At 71.1% G+C, this 16,272-nt stretch carries 16 protein-coding genes and 1 tRNA gene; 15 read left to right on the top strand and 2 right to left on the bottom strand.

The annotated features are described in order from the left end of the window. Positions 1 to 54 precede the first annotated feature (54 nt). The 12 genes from gsiC to CBM2594_RS09580 all read left to right on the top strand — a co-directional run bounded on the left by gsiC (position 55) and on the right by CBM2594_RS09580 (position 11,748). Positions 55 to 975, top strand: coding sequence for a glutathione ABC transporter permease GsiC (gsiC, locus tag CBM2594_RS09635; RefSeq protein WP_116356637.1), 921 nt, complete (start codon positions 55 to 57; stop codon positions 973 to 975). Between the two features lie 7 nt (positions 976 to 982). Next, the gene (gene gsiD / locus CBM2594_RS09630; RefSeq protein ID WP_116356636.1) at positions 983 to 1,897 is read left to right on the top strand and encodes a glutathione ABC transporter permease GsiD; all 915 of its coding nucleotides are present in this window, start codon (positions 983 to 985) and stop codon (positions 1,895 to 1,897) included. 4 nt (positions 1,898 to 1,901) lie between these two features. Beyond that, positions 1,902 to 2,933, top strand: a complete 1,032-nt coding sequence (locus CBM2594_RS09625) for a DmpA family aminopeptidase (RefSeq protein WP_116356635.1) — start codon at positions 1,902 to 1,904, stop codon at positions 2,931 to 2,933. Then, on the top strand, positions 2,933 to 3,751 hold the full coding sequence (locus tag CBM2594_RS09620) for a M55 family metallopeptidase (protein ID WP_116356634.1): 819 nt from the start codon (positions 2,933 to 2,935) through the stop codon (positions 3,749 to 3,751). The genes CBM2594_RS09625 and CBM2594_RS09620 overlap by 1 nt, the downstream gene beginning before the upstream one ends. 84 nt (positions 3,752 to 3,835) lie before the next feature. After that, positions 3,836 to 4,600 (top strand): hypothetical protein, encoded by a 765-nt coding sequence (locus tag CBM2594_RS09615; RefSeq protein ID WP_116356633.1) that lies wholly within the window; start codon positions 3,836 to 3,838, stop codon positions 4,598 to 4,600. 63 nt (positions 4,601 to 4,663) lie between these two features. Continuing rightward, positions 4,664 to 5,734: a M14 family metallopeptidase gene (locus CBM2594_RS09610; RefSeq protein ID WP_116356632.1), complete on the top strand. Its 1,071-nt coding sequence runs from the start codon at positions 4,664 to 4,666 to the stop codon at positions 5,732 to 5,734. A gap of 221 nt (positions 5,735 to 5,955) precedes the next feature. After that, a complete protein-coding gene (locus CBM2594_RS09605) occupies positions 5,956 to 6,582 on the top strand; it encodes a CDP-alcohol phosphatidyltransferase family protein (RefSeq protein WP_116356631.1) in 627 nt (208 codons plus the stop codon). Positions 6,583 to 6,586: 4 nt separating this feature from the next. After that, positions 6,587 to 8,356, top strand: coding sequence for a bifunctional alpha/beta hydrolase/class I SAM-dependent methyltransferase (locus CBM2594_RS09600; protein WP_116356630.1), 1,770 nt, complete (start codon positions 6,587 to 6,589; stop codon positions 8,354 to 8,356). After that, positions 8,353 to 9,723 (top strand): phosphatase PAP2/dual specificity phosphatase family protein, encoded by a 1,371-nt coding sequence (locus tag CBM2594_RS09595; RefSeq protein ID WP_116356629.1) that lies wholly within the window; start codon positions 8,353 to 8,355, stop codon positions 9,721 to 9,723. The genes CBM2594_RS09600 and CBM2594_RS09595 overlap by 4 nt, the downstream gene beginning before the upstream one ends. After that, on the top strand, positions 9,713 to 10,156 hold the full coding sequence (locus CBM2594_RS09590) for a hypothetical protein (RefSeq protein ID WP_116356628.1): 444 nt from the start codon (positions 9,713 to 9,715) through the stop codon (positions 10,154 to 10,156). Before CBM2594_RS09595 ends, CBM2594_RS09590 begins: the two co-directional genes overlap by 11 nt. A 6-nt stretch (positions 10,157 to 10,162) precedes the next feature. Beyond that, the gene (locus tag CBM2594_RS09585) at positions 10,163 to 10,789 is read left to right on the top strand and encodes a lysophospholipid acyltransferase family protein (RefSeq protein WP_116356627.1); all 627 of its coding nucleotides are present in this window, start codon (positions 10,163 to 10,165) and stop codon (positions 10,787 to 10,789) included. Beyond that, positions 10,786 to 11,748, top strand: a complete 963-nt coding sequence (locus CBM2594_RS09580) for a phosphatidate cytidylyltransferase (RefSeq protein WP_116356626.1) — start codon at positions 10,786 to 10,788, stop codon at positions 11,746 to 11,748. Before CBM2594_RS09585 ends, CBM2594_RS09580 begins: the two co-directional genes overlap by 4 nt. A gap of 13 nt (positions 11,749 to 11,761) precedes the next feature. Here CBM2594_RS09580 and CBM2594_RS09575 read toward each other — a convergent pair whose 3' ends face one another. After that, complete coding sequence (locus CBM2594_RS09575) at positions 11,762 to 12,661, bottom strand: LysR family transcriptional regulator (protein ID WP_116356625.1); 900 nt, start codon at positions 12,659 to 12,661, stop codon at positions 11,762 to 11,764. A 186-nt stretch (positions 12,662 to 12,847) separates the two neighbouring features. On the opposite strand from CBM2594_RS09575, the gene CBM2594_RS09570 reads away from it, so the two are divergent. From CBM2594_RS09570 to CBM2594_RS09560, 3 genes are read left to right on the top strand one after another with little or no spacing between them, the layout of a single operon-like run. Then, positions 12,848 to 13,855 carry a tripartite tricarboxylate transporter substrate binding protein gene (locus CBM2594_RS09570; RefSeq protein WP_116356624.1) on the top strand — a complete coding sequence of 336 codons (1,008 nt, stop codon included), beginning with the start codon at positions 12,848 to 12,850 and terminating at the stop codon, positions 13,853 to 13,855. Between the two features lie 11 nt (positions 13,856 to 13,866). Continuing rightward, complete coding sequence (locus CBM2594_RS09565) at positions 13,867 to 14,880, top strand: NADPH:quinone oxidoreductase family protein (RefSeq protein ID WP_116357752.1); 1,014 nt, start codon at positions 13,867 to 13,869, stop codon at positions 14,878 to 14,880. Positions 14,881 to 14,892: 12 nt separating this feature from the next. Then, entirely contained in the window at positions 14,893 to 16,050 is a 1,158-nt protein-coding gene (locus CBM2594_RS09560) for a CaiB/BaiF CoA transferase family protein (protein ID WP_116356623.1), read from the top strand. 63 nt (positions 16,051 to 16,113) lie between these two features. Here CBM2594_RS09560 and CBM2594_RS09555 read toward each other — a convergent pair. Then, positions 16,114 to 16,190, bottom strand: a tRNA-Val gene (locus CBM2594_RS09555). Positions 16,191 to 16,272: the final 82 nt, after the last annotated feature.

The following is a 16,272-nucleotide window of genomic DNA, read 5'->3' as shown; positions in this document are numbered from 1 at the left end:
TCGCGACGCGGGGTTCGCAGGCGGGCGGCCCGCGGCCTTTCTTCATGGTGTGTGATGCTGAACTACTTCCTCAAACGCGTGCTGGGCGTGATCCCCACGCTGCTGATCGTGGCCGTGCTGGTGTTCCTGTTCGTCCACCTGCTGCCGGGCGATCCGGCGCGCCTGGCGGCGGGCCCGGAGGCTGACTCGGCCACGGTCGAGCTGGTGCGCAAGGACCTGGGGCTGGACCGGCCCATGCACGAGCAGTTCGTCAATTTCTTCTCGAACGCGCTGCGCGGCGAGTTCGGCAATTCGCTGCGCACCAAGCGCCCGGTCAGCGAGGAAATCGGCGACCGCTTCATGCCGACGCTGTTGCTGACGGTGGCGTCGATGGCGTGGGCGGTGGTGTTCGGCATGGCGATCGGCATCGGCTCGGCGGTGTGGCGCAACCGCTGGCCGGACCGCTTCGGCATGACGCTGGCGGTTTCCGGGATTTCCTTCCCGGCGTTCGCGCTGGGCATGCTGCTGATGGAGGTGTTCTCGGTCCAGCTGGGCTGGCTGCCGTCGATCGGCGCCGATACCTGGCAGCACTACGTGTTGCCCTCGGTCACGCTGGGCGCCGCGGTGGCGGCGGTGATGGCGCGCTTTACCCGGGCCTCGTTCGTCGAGGTGCTGCAGGAAGACTTTATCCGCACCGCGCGCGCCAAGGGCGTGCGCGAGACGCTGGTGGTGGCCAAGCACGGCCTGCGCAACGCCATGATCCCGGTGGTGACCATGATGGGCCTGCAGTTCGGCTTCCTGCTGGGCGGCTCGATCGTGGTCGAGAAAGTGTTCAACTGGCCGGGGCTGGGACGGCTGCTGGTCGATGCCGTCGAGATGCGCGACTACCCGGTGATCCAGGCCGAGGTGCTGCTGTTCTCGCTCGAATTCATCCTGATCAACCTGGTGGTGGACATGCTCTACACCGTGATCAATCCCACCATCCGCTACAAGTGAGGCCGGCATGACTGAGCTTTCCACGCCCGCCGCAGCGCAAGCGGCATCCGCCACAGCCGCCGCGCCGCAGGCCGTGCGCACGCCCTGGACCGAGTTCTGGCGCAAATTCCGCAAGCAGCACCTGGCGCTGGGCGCCGGCGCGTTCGTGCTGGTGCTGGTGGCGATCGCCATCGTGGCGCCGCATATCGTGCCCTACGACCCCGAGAATTTCTTCGACTACGATGCGCTCAACGCCGGCCCGTCGGCCGCGCACTGGATGGGTGTCGATTCGCTCGGCCGCGATATCTTCAGCCGCATCCTGGCGGGCACGCGCATCTCGCTGGCGGCCGGCTTCCTGTCGGTGATCATCGGCGCGGTGATCGGCACCGCGCTGGGCCTGCTGGCCGGCTACTACGAAGGCTGGTGGGACCGCATCGTGATGCGCATCTCCGACGTGCTGTTCGCCTTCCCCGGCATCCTGCTGGCGATCGGCATCGTCGCCATCCTCGGCAACGGCATGACCAACGTGATCTTCGCCGTGGCCATCTTCAGCATCCCGGCGTTCGCGCGGCTGGTGCGCGGCAATACGCTGATGCTCAAGCGGCTGACCTATGTGGAAGCCGCGCGCAGCATCGGCGCGTCGGACTGGACCATCCTGATGCGGCATATCCTGCCGGGCACGGTGTCGTCGATCGTGGTGTATTTCTCGATGCGGATCGGCACCTCGATCATCACCGCTGCCAGCCTGTCGTTCCTGGGCCTGGGCGCGCAGCCGCCCACGCCGGAATGGGGCGCGATGCTCAACGAGGCGCGCGCCGACATGGTCACCGCGCCGCACGTGGCGATCTTCCCCAGCCTGGCGATCTTCCTGACGGTGCTGGCGTTCAACCTGCTTGGCGACGGGCTGCGCGACGCGCTCGATCCCAAGATCGACCGGCGCTGAAGCGATGGCTGCATCGATACCGCGTATCGGCGCGCTGGCCGCGGGGCCGCTCGACAGCATTGCCGACGTGGCTGGCGTCACCGTCGGCCACTGCACGCTGGCGCAGGACGCCGTGCAGACCGGCGTGACCGTGATCCGCCCGCATGGCGGCGATCCGTACCGCGACAAGGTGCCGGCCGCGGCCACCGTGCTCAACGGCTTCGGCAAGAGCGTGGGGCTGGTGCAGGTGGAAGAGCTGGGCGTGCTGGAGACGCCGGTCGCGCTGACCAATACCTTCGCCGTCGGTGCCGTCGCGCAGGCGCAGATCCGCGCGGCGGTGGCGGCCAACCCGGAAATCGGGCGCGCGCTGCCCACGGTCAATCCGCTGGTGTTCGAATGCAACGACGGCTACCTGAACGATATCCAGCGCATGGCGGTGGAGAGCCGCCACTATGAGGCGGCCCTGGCCGGTGCCAGCCATGAGGTTGCGCAGGGAGCGGTTGGCGCCGGGCGCGGCATGTCGGCGTTCGGCGTCAAGGGCGGCATCGGTACGGCATCGCGGCTGGCGGGCGGCCATTGCGTCGGCGCGCTGGTGCTGGCCAATTTCGGCACGCCGGAGTCGCTGACCGTGGCCGGGCGGCTGCTCGGTCCGGAACTGGCGCAGCGTCTGGCCGGCCCCGACGCGCAGCCTGAAAAAGGCTCGATCATCATGATCCTCGCCACCGACGCGCCGCTGGACGCGCGCCAGCTGCGCCGGCTGTCGCTGCGCGCGGGAGCAGGGCTGGCGCGCACCGGCTCGGTGTTCGGGCACGGCTCGGGCGATCTCGCGCTGGCCTTCTCCACTGCCTATACCGTGCCGCACGACGCCGCGCGCCCCATGCCTGCGCTCGCCATGCTGCATGAAAGCCGGCTCGACCCACTGTTCCGCGCCGCGGCCGACAGCGTCGAGCAAGCCATCCTGCACGCGCTGTGGCATGCCGAAACCGTAACAGGCCGCGACGGCCACTGCCGCCGCGCGCTGCTCGACGTAATGCCCGAAGCGGACAAGACCGCCTGATGAAGATCCTTGTTTCCACCGATATCGAAGGCGTCGCCGGCGTCTTCCACGCCGAGCAGACCCGTCCCGGCAACGGCGAATACGAACGCGCCCGCGCCTGGATGACGGCCGAGGCCAACGCGGCCATCGAAGGCGCCTTTGCCGGCGGCGCGGCCGAGGTGCTGGTCAACGATTCGCACGGCGGCTTCCGCAACCTGCTGCCGGACCAGCTCGATGCGCGCGCGCGCGTGGTGCTGGGCAAGCCGCGCTACCTGGGCATGATGGCGGGGGTCGAGGCCGGCGTCGACGGCGTGCTGATGGTCGGCTACCACGGCCGCGCGCAGAGCCGCGGCGTGCTGGCGCACACCATCAACAGCGGCGCCTTTGCGCGGGTCTGGCTCAACGGCAAGGAACTGGGAGAGGCCGGGCTGTACGCGGCGCTGGCGGGCGAGTTCGGCGCCCCGGTGCTGATGGCCAGCGGCGACGACGTGTTCGTGCAGGAAACGCACGCGCTGATGCCGTGGGTGCGCTATGTCGAGACCAAGAGCGCGGGCGGCTTCGGCAGCGGCGCCTCGCTGTCGCCGGCGGCCGCGTGTGCGGCCATTGCCGCGGCGGCAACGGCCGCGGTGCGCGAGCGCGCGCAGGCGCAATGCCTGCGCATCGCCGCGCCGGTGGCCTGCACCCTGCAGACGCAGACGCCGGCACACGCCGACCTGTTCTGCCAGTGGCCGGCGCTTGAGCGGCGCGACGGCGTGACGCTGTCGTTCCAGGCCGATTCGGTGCAGGCCGCGGTGCGCATGCTGAACTGCCTGTCGGCGATGTCGTTCATGCTGAAGTAGGGCGGCGCAGCGTGGCTCAGCGGGCGCCCCCCGCAGATCGGCGACAATGGCGGGTCGAGCAATATGCAGGCAATACCGCAACGCATGACCCAGGCACACCACGGGGGCTGGATCCCCGTACGCAAGGACTTCGTCGATCCCGCCACGCGCTGCCACGCGCGCGGCGCCAGCCGCCGCCATCACGGCTTCCCGGAGGGTCAGGCCTATATCCTGCGCGACGCCGCGGGGCACGAATACCCGTTCGGCGAGGACTGCGCGCGCGCCGCGGTGGCACAGCCGGCGCTGCTGCGGCAGGTGCCCGACTACACCGAGCGCGACGTGGTGCCGCGCACGGCCTTGCCCGAGTTGCCCGCAGGCCCGCGCCGGCGCGATCCCGCGCAGCTCCGTGCGGCCGAACGCGCCGCGGCGATCCGCTACCTGGTGCTGCGCATGGAGAAGGTCGCCGCGGTGCCGCGCGTGCAGCCCACCGTGCGCTTCCCGGCGCTGGAGGACGTCTACGAGCAATACCAGCGCAGCGCCGACATCGCCCCGGCGCAGGTGCGCCGCATCCTGGCGATCGAGCGCAGCCCGTCGACGCCGCCGCGCCTGCGCGCGACCAACCTGCTCGACGTCTATACCGCGCATGTGAAGCTGGAACGGCTGATCGCGGCATCGGCCAGCGTCGACAACATCCGCTTCCTGCGCAGCCTGCATGACTGGCTGGCGCGGCACCTGGTGCTGACCGCGGCGCAGCTGGCCGCGGCCGGGATCGCGATGCATCCGCAGGCGTTCACGTCGCCCGGCATCTGGGGGCCGGAAGCCGAAGCGCCTTCCGCGCCGGGCAGGTTCGAGTCCGGTTCCCTGTTCTAGCCGCGACTGGCGAGACCCGCCGAATTGGCGTCTAATGCCTGCATCGCATTCGCGGGTGACGCCATGAGCCATTTTTCTCGCAGCTACGCCGAAGCGCGCAAGACCTTCCTGGACGCCGCGCGCAATGCAGGCGCCGCGCTGGCGCAATTTCCGCATCCGACCAAGCGCGGCAGCGCCGGCGAAGACCTGGCCATCGACGTGGCGCTGGCCGGCGCGCCCGAGGCCCGGCGCTGCATCATGGTGACCTCGGGCACGCACGGTGCCGAGGGCTTTGCCGGCTCCGGCGCGCAGGCGGCGATGCTGCACGACGCCGCGCTGCTTGCCGATTGCGCCGCCGCCGACGCCTGCCTGCTGCTGGTGCATGCGGTCAATCCCTATGGCTTTTCCTACCTGCGCCGGGTCAACGAGGACAACGTCGACCTGAACCGCAACTTCATGGATTTCTCGCAGCCGCTGCCGCATAACGCCGCCTATGCCGAGATCGCGCCGCTGCTGCTGCCGGCGCAATGGCCGCCGTCCGAGGCTGACCAGGCGCGGCTGATGAAGGCGGTGGCCGAACGCGGCATGGCGTGGTACCAGGCGGCGGTCAGCAGCGGCCAGTACCAGGACCCGGGCGGCATGTTCTACGGCGGCGACAAGGCCACCTGGAGCAACTACACGCTGTGCCGCATCCTGGCGCGCTTCGGTGCGGGCCGCGCGGCGCTGCGCTGGATCGACGTGCATACCGGCCTGGGCCCGTGGGGCTATGGCGAGCCCATCCACATGGGGCCGGATACGCCTGAATCGATCACGCGCACGCGCGCGATCTGGGGCGAGCGCGTGACCTCGATCTACGATGGCTCGTCGACCTCGGCCAACCTGACCGGGCTGGCCTGGCACGCGGTGCCGCAGACGCTGCCGGGCGTGGACTACGCCGGCATCGCGCTGGAGTTCGGCACGCTGCCCGTGGGCGAGGTGCTTGATGCCCTGCGCGGCGACCACTGGCTGCACCGGCATCCCGAGGCCGACGAAAACCAGCGCGCGCTGGTGCGCCAGGCGATGTGGCGCGCGTTCTATGGCGATGCCGACGACTGGCGCGACGGCGTGGTGGCGCAGGTCACCGACGCGGTGCGCAATACGATCGCATCCGCCTAGCGGGCGGGTTTCTGGCATCAGGCGTCATCTGGTATTGTCCGGGGCGTGGCGGCAGAGTGCCGAGCCAGGCACAGCAGGCCACAGCCACACCACAACCAGACCAACACCAGCAACAAAGACGGAAGCCGCCGCGGCCGGGCCAGCGTGCCACGCCATGCGCGTCGCCGCCCGGTCCGCGGGCGGCCCGCTTCCGCCATCAGCTCGACAGGGAGGCCGGCGCGATGACGCTCTACGAACTGAAGCCCAGGTTCCAGGCCTGGCTGCGCCCCATGGTGCAAGACCTGGCGCAACGCGGCGTGACCGCCAACCAGGTCACGCTGGCCGCCGCCGCGGGGTCGCTGGCGGTGGGCGTGCTGGCCACGCTGGGCATGCTGGTGGCCGAGACCCCGGCGCTGTTCCTGCTGTTTCCGCTGTGGTTGTTCGCGCGCATGGCGCTCAATGCCATCGACGGCATGCTGGCGCGCGAACATGGCCAGCAGAGCGTGCTGGGCGCCTACCTGAACGAGCTGGGCGACATGGTCTCGGACCTGGCGCTGATCCTGCCGCTGGCCGCGCTGCCCGGTTTCAGCCTGGGGCAGGTCGGCACCTTCGCGCTGCTGGCGCTGCTGGTCGAGGCCGCCGGCCTGATCGGGCCGCTGGCCGGCGCCAGCCGGCGCTACGACGGCCCGCTGGGCAAGAGCGACCGCGCCTTCGCGGTCGGCGCGATCGCGCTGTGGGCCGGGCTGGGACTGGGCTTCGGCGCGGCCGCCAGCTGGCTGTGGCTGCTGCTGTCGCTGTTGTCGCTGTTCACGATGGCCAACCGGGTGCGCCGCGGCATTGCCGAGGCCCAGTCCCGCCTTGCGGAGTAGCGCGATGGACCGACCGTCTTCCCGCCAGCCGCAGCAGCGGCAATTCCAGACCCACGACGGCCAGGCGCTGTTCTATCGCCACTGGCCCGCGGTGGAGGGCCCGGCGCGCGGCGCCGTGGTGCTGTTCCACCGCGGCCACGAGCATTCCGGCCGGGTCGCGCACCTGGCCGACGAGCTCAACCTGCCCGGCTACGACATCTTTGCCTGGGACGCGCGCGGCCACGGCAATTCGCCCGGCGAGCGCGGCTACAGCCCGAGCCTGGCCGATTCGGTGCGCGATATCCAGACCTTCACCGCGCATATCGCCGAAGTCCACGGCATCCCGCTGGAACGCACCGCGGTGGTCGCGCAGAGCGTGGGCGCGGTGCTGGCCGCGACCTGGGTGCATGACTACGCGCCGCCGATCCGCGCGCTGGTGCTGGCGTCGCCGGCGTTCAAGGTCAAGCTGTACGTGCCGTTCGCGCGGCCGGGCCTGAAGCTGATGCAGCGGCTGCGCGGCAAGTTCTTCGTCAACAGCTATGTCAAGGCGAAGTTCCTGACGCATGATCCCGAGCGCATCGCCAGCTATGACAGCGATCCGCTGATCACGCGCCCGATCGCGGTCAATATCCTGCTGGACCTGTACCAGACCGCCGAGCGCATCGTCGCCGATGCGGCCGCGATCACGGTGCCGACGCAGTTGCTGATCTCCGGCGCCGACTGGGTCGTGCACCGCGGCCCGCAGGACCGCTTCTATGAACGGCTGGGCTCGCGCACCAAGGAACGCATCGTGCTGGACGGCTTCTACCACGATACCCTGGGCGAGCGCGACCGCAAGCTGGCGGTCGATGCCGCGCGCCGCTTTATCGTGCGCGAATTCGACACGCCCTCGGCGCCGCGCTCGCTGCTCGATGCCGACCAGATCGGCCCGTTCCGCGAAGAGTCCGACCGGCTGGCATCGGCGCCGGGCGGGCTGGCCGCCTGGTACTGGCGCGCGGCGCGGGCCAACCTGAAGCTGGGCGGGATGCTGTCGGACGGCGTGCGGCTGGGCCACCAGACCGGCTTCGACTCGGGCTCCACGCTCGACTACGTTTACCGCAACACGCCGTCCGGCCGCGGCGCGCTGGGCCGGCTGGCCGACCGCCAGTACCTGGACGCGATCGGCTGGCGCGGCATCCGCCAGCGCAAGGTCCACGCCGAGGCGCTGATCGCCGGGGCGGTGCGGCGCCTGCGCGGGGCCGGCATGCCGGTGCGCATGGTCGATATCGCCGCCGGCCACGGCCGCTACGTGCTGGAAGCGCTGGGCGCGCTCGAGGGCGGCGCGGCCGCGGTCGAATCGATCCTGCTGCGCGACTACAGCGCGCTGAATGTCGAGCAGGGCCGCGCGCTGATCGCCGCCAAGGGCCTGCAGGGCGTGGCCCGCTTCGAGCAGGGCGATGCCTTCGACGGCGACAGCCTGGCCGCGCTGGCGCCGGCCCCGACGCTGGCGGTGGTGTCCGGACTGTACGAGCTGTTTCCCGACAACGCCATGGTGCGGCGCTCGCTCGACGGGCTGGCGCGCGCGGTGCCGCCGGGCGGCTACCTGGTCTATACCGGCCAACCCTGGCATCCGCAGCTGGAGTTCATCGCGCGCGCGCTGACCAGCCATCGCGCCGGCGCCGCCTGGGTGATGCGCCGCCGCTCGCAGGCCGAGATGGATGAACTGGTGCGCGCCGCGGGCTTCGACAAGGTCACGCAGCGCATCGACCCGTGGGGCATCTTTACCGTCAGCCTGGCGCGCAGGCGCGCCGCATGAGCACGGCGGCGACGCAGGCGGGCGCGGCGCTGCAGCCGCGGCGGCCGTGGGGGCTGGCGTGCCTGCTGCTGGCGCTGGCGGGCGCGTTCTTCTTCTCCAGCTATGGCTTTGCCAACTGGCTGGCGAGCCAGCGCGCCGAGGTGCCGTCGTTCCACTACGCATGGGAGCGCGGCATTCCGTTCCTGCCGTGGACCATCGTGCCGTACTGGTCGATCGACCTGCTGTACGGCGTCTCGTTCTTCCTGTGGCGCTCGCGCGCGGCGCTGGTCACGCACGTCAAGCGGCTGGTGCTGGCGCAACTGGTGTCGGTGGCGTGCTTTATCGCGTTCCCGCTGCGCTTCAGCTTTGCGCGGCCCGCCGCCGACGGCCTGCCGGGCCAGCTGTTCACGCTGCTGGCCGGCTTCGACCTGCCGTTCAACCAGGCGCCGTCGCTGCATATCAGCCTGCTGGTGATCCTGAGGGTGGCCTTCGCCGCGCACCTGCGCGGCGGCTGGCGCTGGCTGCTGCACGGATGGTTTGCGCTGATCGGGGCCTCGGTGCTGACTACCTGGCAGCATCACCTGATCGATGTGCCCACTGGTGCGCTGGTGGGCTGGCTGTGCGTCTACCTGTTGCCGATGCAGCGACCCGCGGCCGGCGTGGCCGAGGCACGCACGCGGCAACTGTCGCACCGCTACGGCGTGGGCGCGCTGGTGGCGCTGCTGTGCGCGGTGCTGGCGCTGGGCGCATCGGTGACGCTGGCGTTCCTGCTGCTGTGGGCCGCGCTGGCGCTGGCCTGCGTGGCGCGCATCTACGCGCTGGCGGCGCCGGCGTGGTTCCAGAAGGACAGCGACGGCGCGATGGCGCCGGCGGCGCGCTGGGTGCTGGCGCCTTACCTGCTGGGCGCCTTCGTCAATTCTCGCTGGTGGACGCGGCGCGCGCCGCAGGCCAGCGCGATCGCACCGGGCGTCTGGGTGGGCCGCTTCCCGACCCGGGCCGACCTGCGCGCGCTGGACGCCGATGCCGTGCTCGACCTGAGCGCCGAGCTGCCGCGTTCGGCCAAGGGGCCCGGACTGGCGTATCGCTGCGTGCCGGTGCTGGACCTGACCGTGCCGACGCCGCAGCAGATCGGACAGGCCGTGGCCCAGCTCGTTGCGTGGCAGCGGCAGGGACGCCGCGTGCTGGTCAGCTGCGCGCTGGGCTATTCGCGCAGCGCGCTGGTGGCGGCGGCGTGGCTGGCGCGCCGGCAGGGCGTGCGCGACGCGGGCACTGCGCTGGCGGCGCTGCGCCAGCATCGGCCGGCCGTGGTGCTCGGGCGCGAGCATGCCGACGCGCTGCAGCGATTCCTGGACCGTGGCGCGACGCAGGAGCCTGGCGATGGCCGCTGACCGGGACGATGATTTCGTACGCCGCACCGACACCTGGATCGCGCACGCGGTCACCGGCGCGCTGTCGGGCGCCATGTGGATCGGCGCGGCGGGACTGGCATTTGCCATGCTGGCGGCCTGGCTGGGCGCGGGCGGCGCAAGCCTGCGCTTGCCGGCGGCGCTGGCGCTGTTGCTGGCGCTGCCGCAGCTCTGGCTGCTGCTGCGCGTGGCGATCGACCATCGCCTGTTCGGTGCGCTCACCACCGGCGTGCCGGGCCAGGCCGACCTGGCCGGACTCGATGCGGCGCTGCTGCAACTGGGCTGGATGTCCGCCGCGCGCGCAGCGCGCCCCTTGCCCGAGCGCGCGCGCGGCGCGCTGCGCCTGGTGCGCGCCAGTGCCGCGCTGACCGTGTGCCAGCTGCTGCTGGCCTTGCTTTCGTTGATCCTGAGGTAACCAACCATGTGGCTTGCCCGCGCGACCGCGCGCGCCATCATCGCCTTCGCCCGGCTGCTGACGGGCATGCGTGCCAACTGGCAGGGCTGCATCCCCGCCGCGGTGCAGCGCGTCTACTTTGCCAACCACAGCAGCCACGGCGATTTCGTGCTGATCTGGGGCTGCCTGCCGCCCGACCTGCGCACGGTCACGCGGCCGGTGGCCGGTGCGGATTACTGGGAGAAATCGCCGCTGCGGCGCTTTATCGGCCGCGACGTGTTCCGCGCGCTGCTGATCGACCGCACCCGCAGCGAGCCCGGCAGCGCCCCGGTCGCGCTGATGCACGCCGGGCTGGCGGCGGGCGACTCGCTGATCCTGTTTCCCGAAGGCACGCGCAACACCACCGACGCGCGCCTGCTGCCGTTCAAGAGCGGCATCTACCACCTGGCGCGGGCCTGCCCGCAGGTGGAGTTCGTGCCGGTGTGGATCGACAACCTCAACCGTGTGATGCCCAAGGGCGAAGTGGTGCCGGTGCCGCTGCTGTGCACCGTGACCTTCGGCCAGCCGCTGCGGCTGGCCGCCGACGACAGCAAGGAAGCGTTCCTTGCGCGCTGCCGCGAGGGCCTGCTCGCACTTGCCCCGGAACTGGAATGAACGCCATGCCCACCCTGCATTGGAGCCGCGAAACCTGGCTGCTGTTCGGCGGCCTGTTCGGCGTGCTGCTGCTGGCCTCCACCGTGACCGCGCTGCTGCGCTGGCGCGTCGCGGGCGGCGACCGGCACGCGGTGATCGACAACCTGGGGCAGCGCGTGTCGGCCTGGTGGTGGATGATCGGCATCATGGGTGTCGCCTTCGCGCTGGGGCGCACCGCGGTGATCGTGCTGTTCTATCTGCTGTCGTTCTTCGCGCTGCGCGAGTTCGTCACCATCACCACCACGCGGCGCGGCGACCATCGCGCCATCGTCGCCGCGTTCTTCGTGTTCCTGCCGCTGCAGTACGTGCTGGTCTATATCGGCTGGTACGGCATGTTCTCGATCCTGATCCCGGTCTATGCCTTCCTGGTGCTGCCGATCCTGGCGGCGCTGTCGTCCGAGACCACGCGCTTCCTGGAGCGCTGCGCCGGGGTGCAGTGGGCGGTGATGGTGTGCGTGTTCTGCATCTCGCACGTGCCGGCGCTGCTGACGCTGCCGATCCCGGGCTTCGACGGCCGCAACCTGCTGCTGATCGCCTTCCTGGTGATCGTGGTGCAGGGCAGCGACGTGCTGCAGTACGTGTGGGGCAAGCTGTGCGGCAAGCGCAAGATCGCGCCGCTGCTGTCGCCGTCCAAGACCGTCGAGGGCTTTGTCGGCGGGGTCGCCAGCGCCACCGCGCTGGGCGCGGCGCTGTGGTGGATCACGCCGTTCTCGCCGTGGCAGGCCGGCGCGATCGCGCTGGTGATCGCGCTGATGGGGTTCCTGGGCGGGCTGGTGATGTCGGCGATCAAGCGCGACCGCGGGATCAAGGACTGGGGTCACATGATCCAGGGCCACGGCGGCATGCTCGACCGGCTCGATTCGGTGGTGTTCGCCGCGCCGGTGTTCTTCCACGTCACGCGCTACTGGTGGGTGCCCTGAGCCCGCCCGGCGCTCACAACCCCATCTCCTCGCACCACGCCACCACCGCATCGCGGAAGTCCTGGCAGATCGGCGACAGGTAGCCGTCGGCGCGCCACAGCACCGCCAGCTCATGCTGCCACGACATGCCCGGGGCCTCGATCGCGGCCAGCCCCTGGCCCTCGGCCTGGCGCAGCATGCGCGGCGGCATGATGCCGAGCAGGTCCGAGTGCCGCAGCAACTCGCCGAAGGCGACCGGCGACGCCGTGCTTTCCACCGCCACGCGCGGCGGCGGCAGCCCGACCGAGGTAAACCGTTCTTCCAGCCACTGGCGCAGGTACAGCGAACTGGCCGGCACCACCCAGCGCTCGCCCGCCAGGTCGGCCAGCGTGCGAAAGCCGTCGCGGCGCGGATGAGCGCTGCGGCACACGATCTGCATGCTGAGCGGGCCGAGCGGCAGCCAGGCCACGTCCGCCGGCAGGCTGGCCGGACGCGCGGCCAGGATCAGGTCGGCCTCGCCGTTCTGCAGCATCGCCACCAGGCGAGCACTCAGATGGGTCTCGATCGAGAACGTCGCCAGCGGCCGGCTCAGGAAGAAGCGCGCCAGCAGCGGAGACAGCAGCGACGGCAGCAGGTAGGGGATGGCGCCCAGCCGCACCGTGCCCGCGCGCGCGGCGCGCTGCTCGGCCAGCTCGTTGCGCATGTCGCCCGCGGCCAGCGAGATCCGGCGCGCATGGGCGGCCAGCGTGCGGCCCACGCTGGTCGGCACCAGCCCGCGCGGGGTGCGCTCGAACAAGGGCATGCCGGCTTCGCCCTCCAGCCGCGCCAGCGTCTTGGACAGGCCGGACTGGGTCATGCCCAGGGTGTCGGCGGCGCGGTGCAGGTTGCCCTGGTCGATCACGACCAGGAAGGCTTCTAGATCCTCGAATCGCATGGGGCGTGGCGGCGCTGGTCGGTGCGGGCCATTGTAGCGCCATGCCCGCCAGGACTCGGCTCGCGCCGCGCGGGAATCACGCCGGCCCGGACGCTGGCCTAGACTGCGTGGCATCCCTCGCGCACCGCACCGCAGTGGAAACTGCGGCGGCCGCCAGAGAAGGGAACCCAGGACAGGAGACAACCGATGCCATACCGTTCCGCATGGCTGCGCGCAGCCATGGCCACGATGTTGCTGGCCGCCATTCCCACCGTCATGCCGGCTGCCGCAGCCGCAGCCGACGCCGCCCCTGCCGAGCCCTATCCGTCGCGCCCGCTGACCATCGTGGTGCCGTCGGTGGCGGGCAACGTCAACGACGCCGTGGCGCGGCTGATCGGGCAGGAGCTGACCAAAAGCTGGGGCCAGCCGGTGATCGTCGACAACAAGCCCGGCGCGGGCACCACCACCGGCACCAAGTACGTCGCCAGGGCCGCGAAAGACGGCTATACCGCGCTGCTGACCTTTACCGCGCACGTGCAGAACCCGTCGCTGTACCGCGGCATCGGCTATGACCCGATCGCGGATTTCACGCCGGTCAGCGAGGTGGCGATCTCGTCCACCATCCTCGCGGTGTCGCCGGACTTCCCGGCGCGCACGCTGCCCGACGTGGTGGCGCTGCTCAAGGCCAATCCCGGCAAGTACCCGTATGGCTCCTACGGCGCCGGCACCACCGGGCATATCCTGGGCGAGCTGCTCAAGCGCGAGGCCGGCGTGCAGATGGAACACGTCGCCTACAAAGGCGGCGCGCCGCTGGCCACCGACCTGGCCGCCGGCCACGTGAAGCTCGGCTTTATCGCCGTGGGCACGGCGATGCCGCTGCTGCAGGGCGGCAAGCTGGTGCCGGTGGCGATCGCCGGCGCGGAGCGCTCGGCGCTGCTGCCCAAGGTGCCGACCTTCCGCGAGGCCGGCTACCAGGGCTTCGAGCCCGATGCGTGGATGGGGCTGCTGTTCCCGGCCGGCGTGCCGCGGGCGCGGGTCGACGCGCTGTCGCGCGAGGTGGCGCGGATCGTGCGCCTGCCGGAGATCGCGAAGAAAATGCAGGACCTGAACCTGATGCCGGTGGGCGGCACGCCGGAGGCGTTCGCCACGGTGATGAAGCACGACCGCGACAAATGGAGCCGCATCATCCGCGATGTCGGCATCACGCTCGAATGACGGAGGCGCCGATGCAAGCCGATGATTACCTGGGACTGGTCTGCTCGCGCTGGTGCCACTGGAGCGAGCTGGAGCTGCAACGCATCGCGCGCAAGCCGCTGGCCGCCGGCCAGGTGCGCATCCGCGTGCGGCACGCGGGCGTGGGTTTCGCGCTGAGCCTGTTCGTGTCCGGCAAGTACCAGCGCAAGCCGCCGCTGCCGTTCACGCCGGGCACCGAGGTCGCGGGCGAGATCATCGAAGTGGCGCCCGACGTCACGCGGCTGCGCCCGGGCCAGCGCGTGGCGGCGGCGCTGGACTGGGGCGGCATTGCCGAGGAAGCGGTGGCCACCGCCGAGACCGTCTATCCGGTCCCCGACGGACTGGCGCTGGCGCACGCCGCCGCGCTGCCGATCACCTATGGCACGGTCTGGGCCGCGCTGGCGTGGCGCGCCGCGCTGCAGCCGGGCGAGACCATGCTGGTCCACGGCGCCAGCGGCGCGCTCGGCACGGCCGCGGTACAGGTGGGCAGCCTGATGGGCGCGCGCGTGATCGCTACCGCCAGCACCGCGGCCAAGCGCGAGGCGGCGCTGCGCAACGGCGCCGCGCATGCGCTGGAGCCGGACCCGGCCGCGCTGGCGGCCGCGGTCAAGGCACTATGCCCGGCCGGCGGCGCCGACGTGGTGTTCGACCCGGTCGGCGGCGATCTCTTCGACGCCTCGCTGCGCTGCGCGGCGCCGGGCGCGCGGCTGCTGTCGATCGGCTATGCCAGCGGCCGCATCCCGTCGGTGCCGGCCAACCTGCTGCTGGTGAAGAACCTGACGCTGGTCGGCTTCAACTATGGCTACTACATCGGCTGGGGCCTGACCGACGAGCGCCGGCGCTTTGCGCCGCAGGTGCAGGCGATGGTGGGCGAGATCATGCAGGCCGCGGCCAGCGGCAGGCTGGCGCCGCCGGTGCTGCAGCACTTTGCGCTGGGCGACTGGCTGGCCGCGGTCGACACCACCATGTCGCGCCGCGCCATCGGCAAGGTCATGCTGGATATCTGAACGGAGCCAACCATGCAACACCCACAAGCGGCCATGGATGCCATGGAGGACGCCATGTTCGACGGCCTGACCGTGCTCGACCTGAGCCAGGGCATTGCCGGCCCGTACTGCGGGCTGATCCTGCGCCAGCAGGGCGCGCGCGTGATCAAGGTGGAACCGCCCGGCGGCGACTGGTCGCGCCAGATGGGGCGCATCCGCGCCGGCCAGACCGCCATCGCGGTGGCCTGCAATGTGGGCAAGGAGAGCGTGGTGCTGGATGCGCGCAGCGCCGAAGGCCGCGCCGCCATCGCGCGGCTGGCGCAGCGGGCCGATGTGGTGATCCAGAACTTCCGGCCCGGCGTGGCCGAGCGCATGGGCGCAGGCTACGAGGCGCTGGCCGCGCACAACCCGGCGCTGGTCTATGTCTCGATCTCGGGCTACGGCCATGCGGGGCCGCTGGCGAACCGGCCCGCGGTCGATACCACCATGCAGGCCTACAGCGGCCTGATGCACCTGAACCGCGACGCCAGCGGCCAGCCGCGCCGCATCGCCTTCTTCATGGTCGACCTGGCCACCGGGCTGTACGCGTCGCAGCAGGCTTCGGCGGCGCTGTACAAGGCCGCGCGCAGCGGCCGCGGCCGGCATGTGCGGCTGTCGCTGCTGGAGACCAGCGCCGCGCTGCAGTCCTACCTGATGGTCGACGACGCCATGTTCCCCGACGCCGAACTGTCTGCGGCCAACGCGCCGACCGGGCTGTTCGAGGCGGCCGATGGCGCGCTCTACCTGAGCATGCTCAACGACGCGATGTTCCTGCGGCTGGCCACGCTGCTGGGCTTCGACGACTGGCTCGCCGATACCACGCTGCACAGCAGCCCCGGCCGGCTGCCGCGCGCGGCGGAACTTGCACGGCGCGTGGCGCAGGCGCTGGCCGCGCAGCCGCTGGCGCACTGGGAGGCGCTGCTGACCGAGCACGATGTGCTGTTCGCGCGCGTCGGCCATGCGCGCGACCTGCTGCAGAGCGCGCAGTGCGCGCAGGCGGGAGTGTTTGGCCGGCTGCCGCTGGCGGGCATCGGCGAGGTCCCTTGGGCCAACCTGCCGGGCATGGCGGGACTTGCGCTGCCGGCGGGGCGTGCGCCGGGGCTGGGCGAGCATACCGGTGCGGTACTGGCGGAGTTCGGCATCGGCGCCTGAAGCAACCGCGCAAAAGAAAAACGGACGGTGCGCGATGCGTACCGTCCGTGTTCCGTTGTGCGTTGGTAGGCTCGATTGGACTCGAACCAACGACCCCCACCATGTCAAGGTGGTGCTCTAACCAGCTGAGCTACGAGCCTAGCGAAGGCGCGAATTATAGAGAGCCGTTCGCGATTGCGCAAGCACCCGCGCGCGACTTTTTGCGCGGGTGCCCGGCGCAGC

This window comes from Cupriavidus taiwanensis, from assembly GCF_900249755.1.
Taxonomy (GTDB): domain Bacteria; phylum Pseudomonadota; class Gammaproteobacteria; order Burkholderiales; family Burkholderiaceae; genus Cupriavidus; species Cupriavidus taiwanensis_D.
Note: the sequence above shows the minus strand (reverse complement) of the source record. Positions and strands in the feature narration are given on the sequence as shown.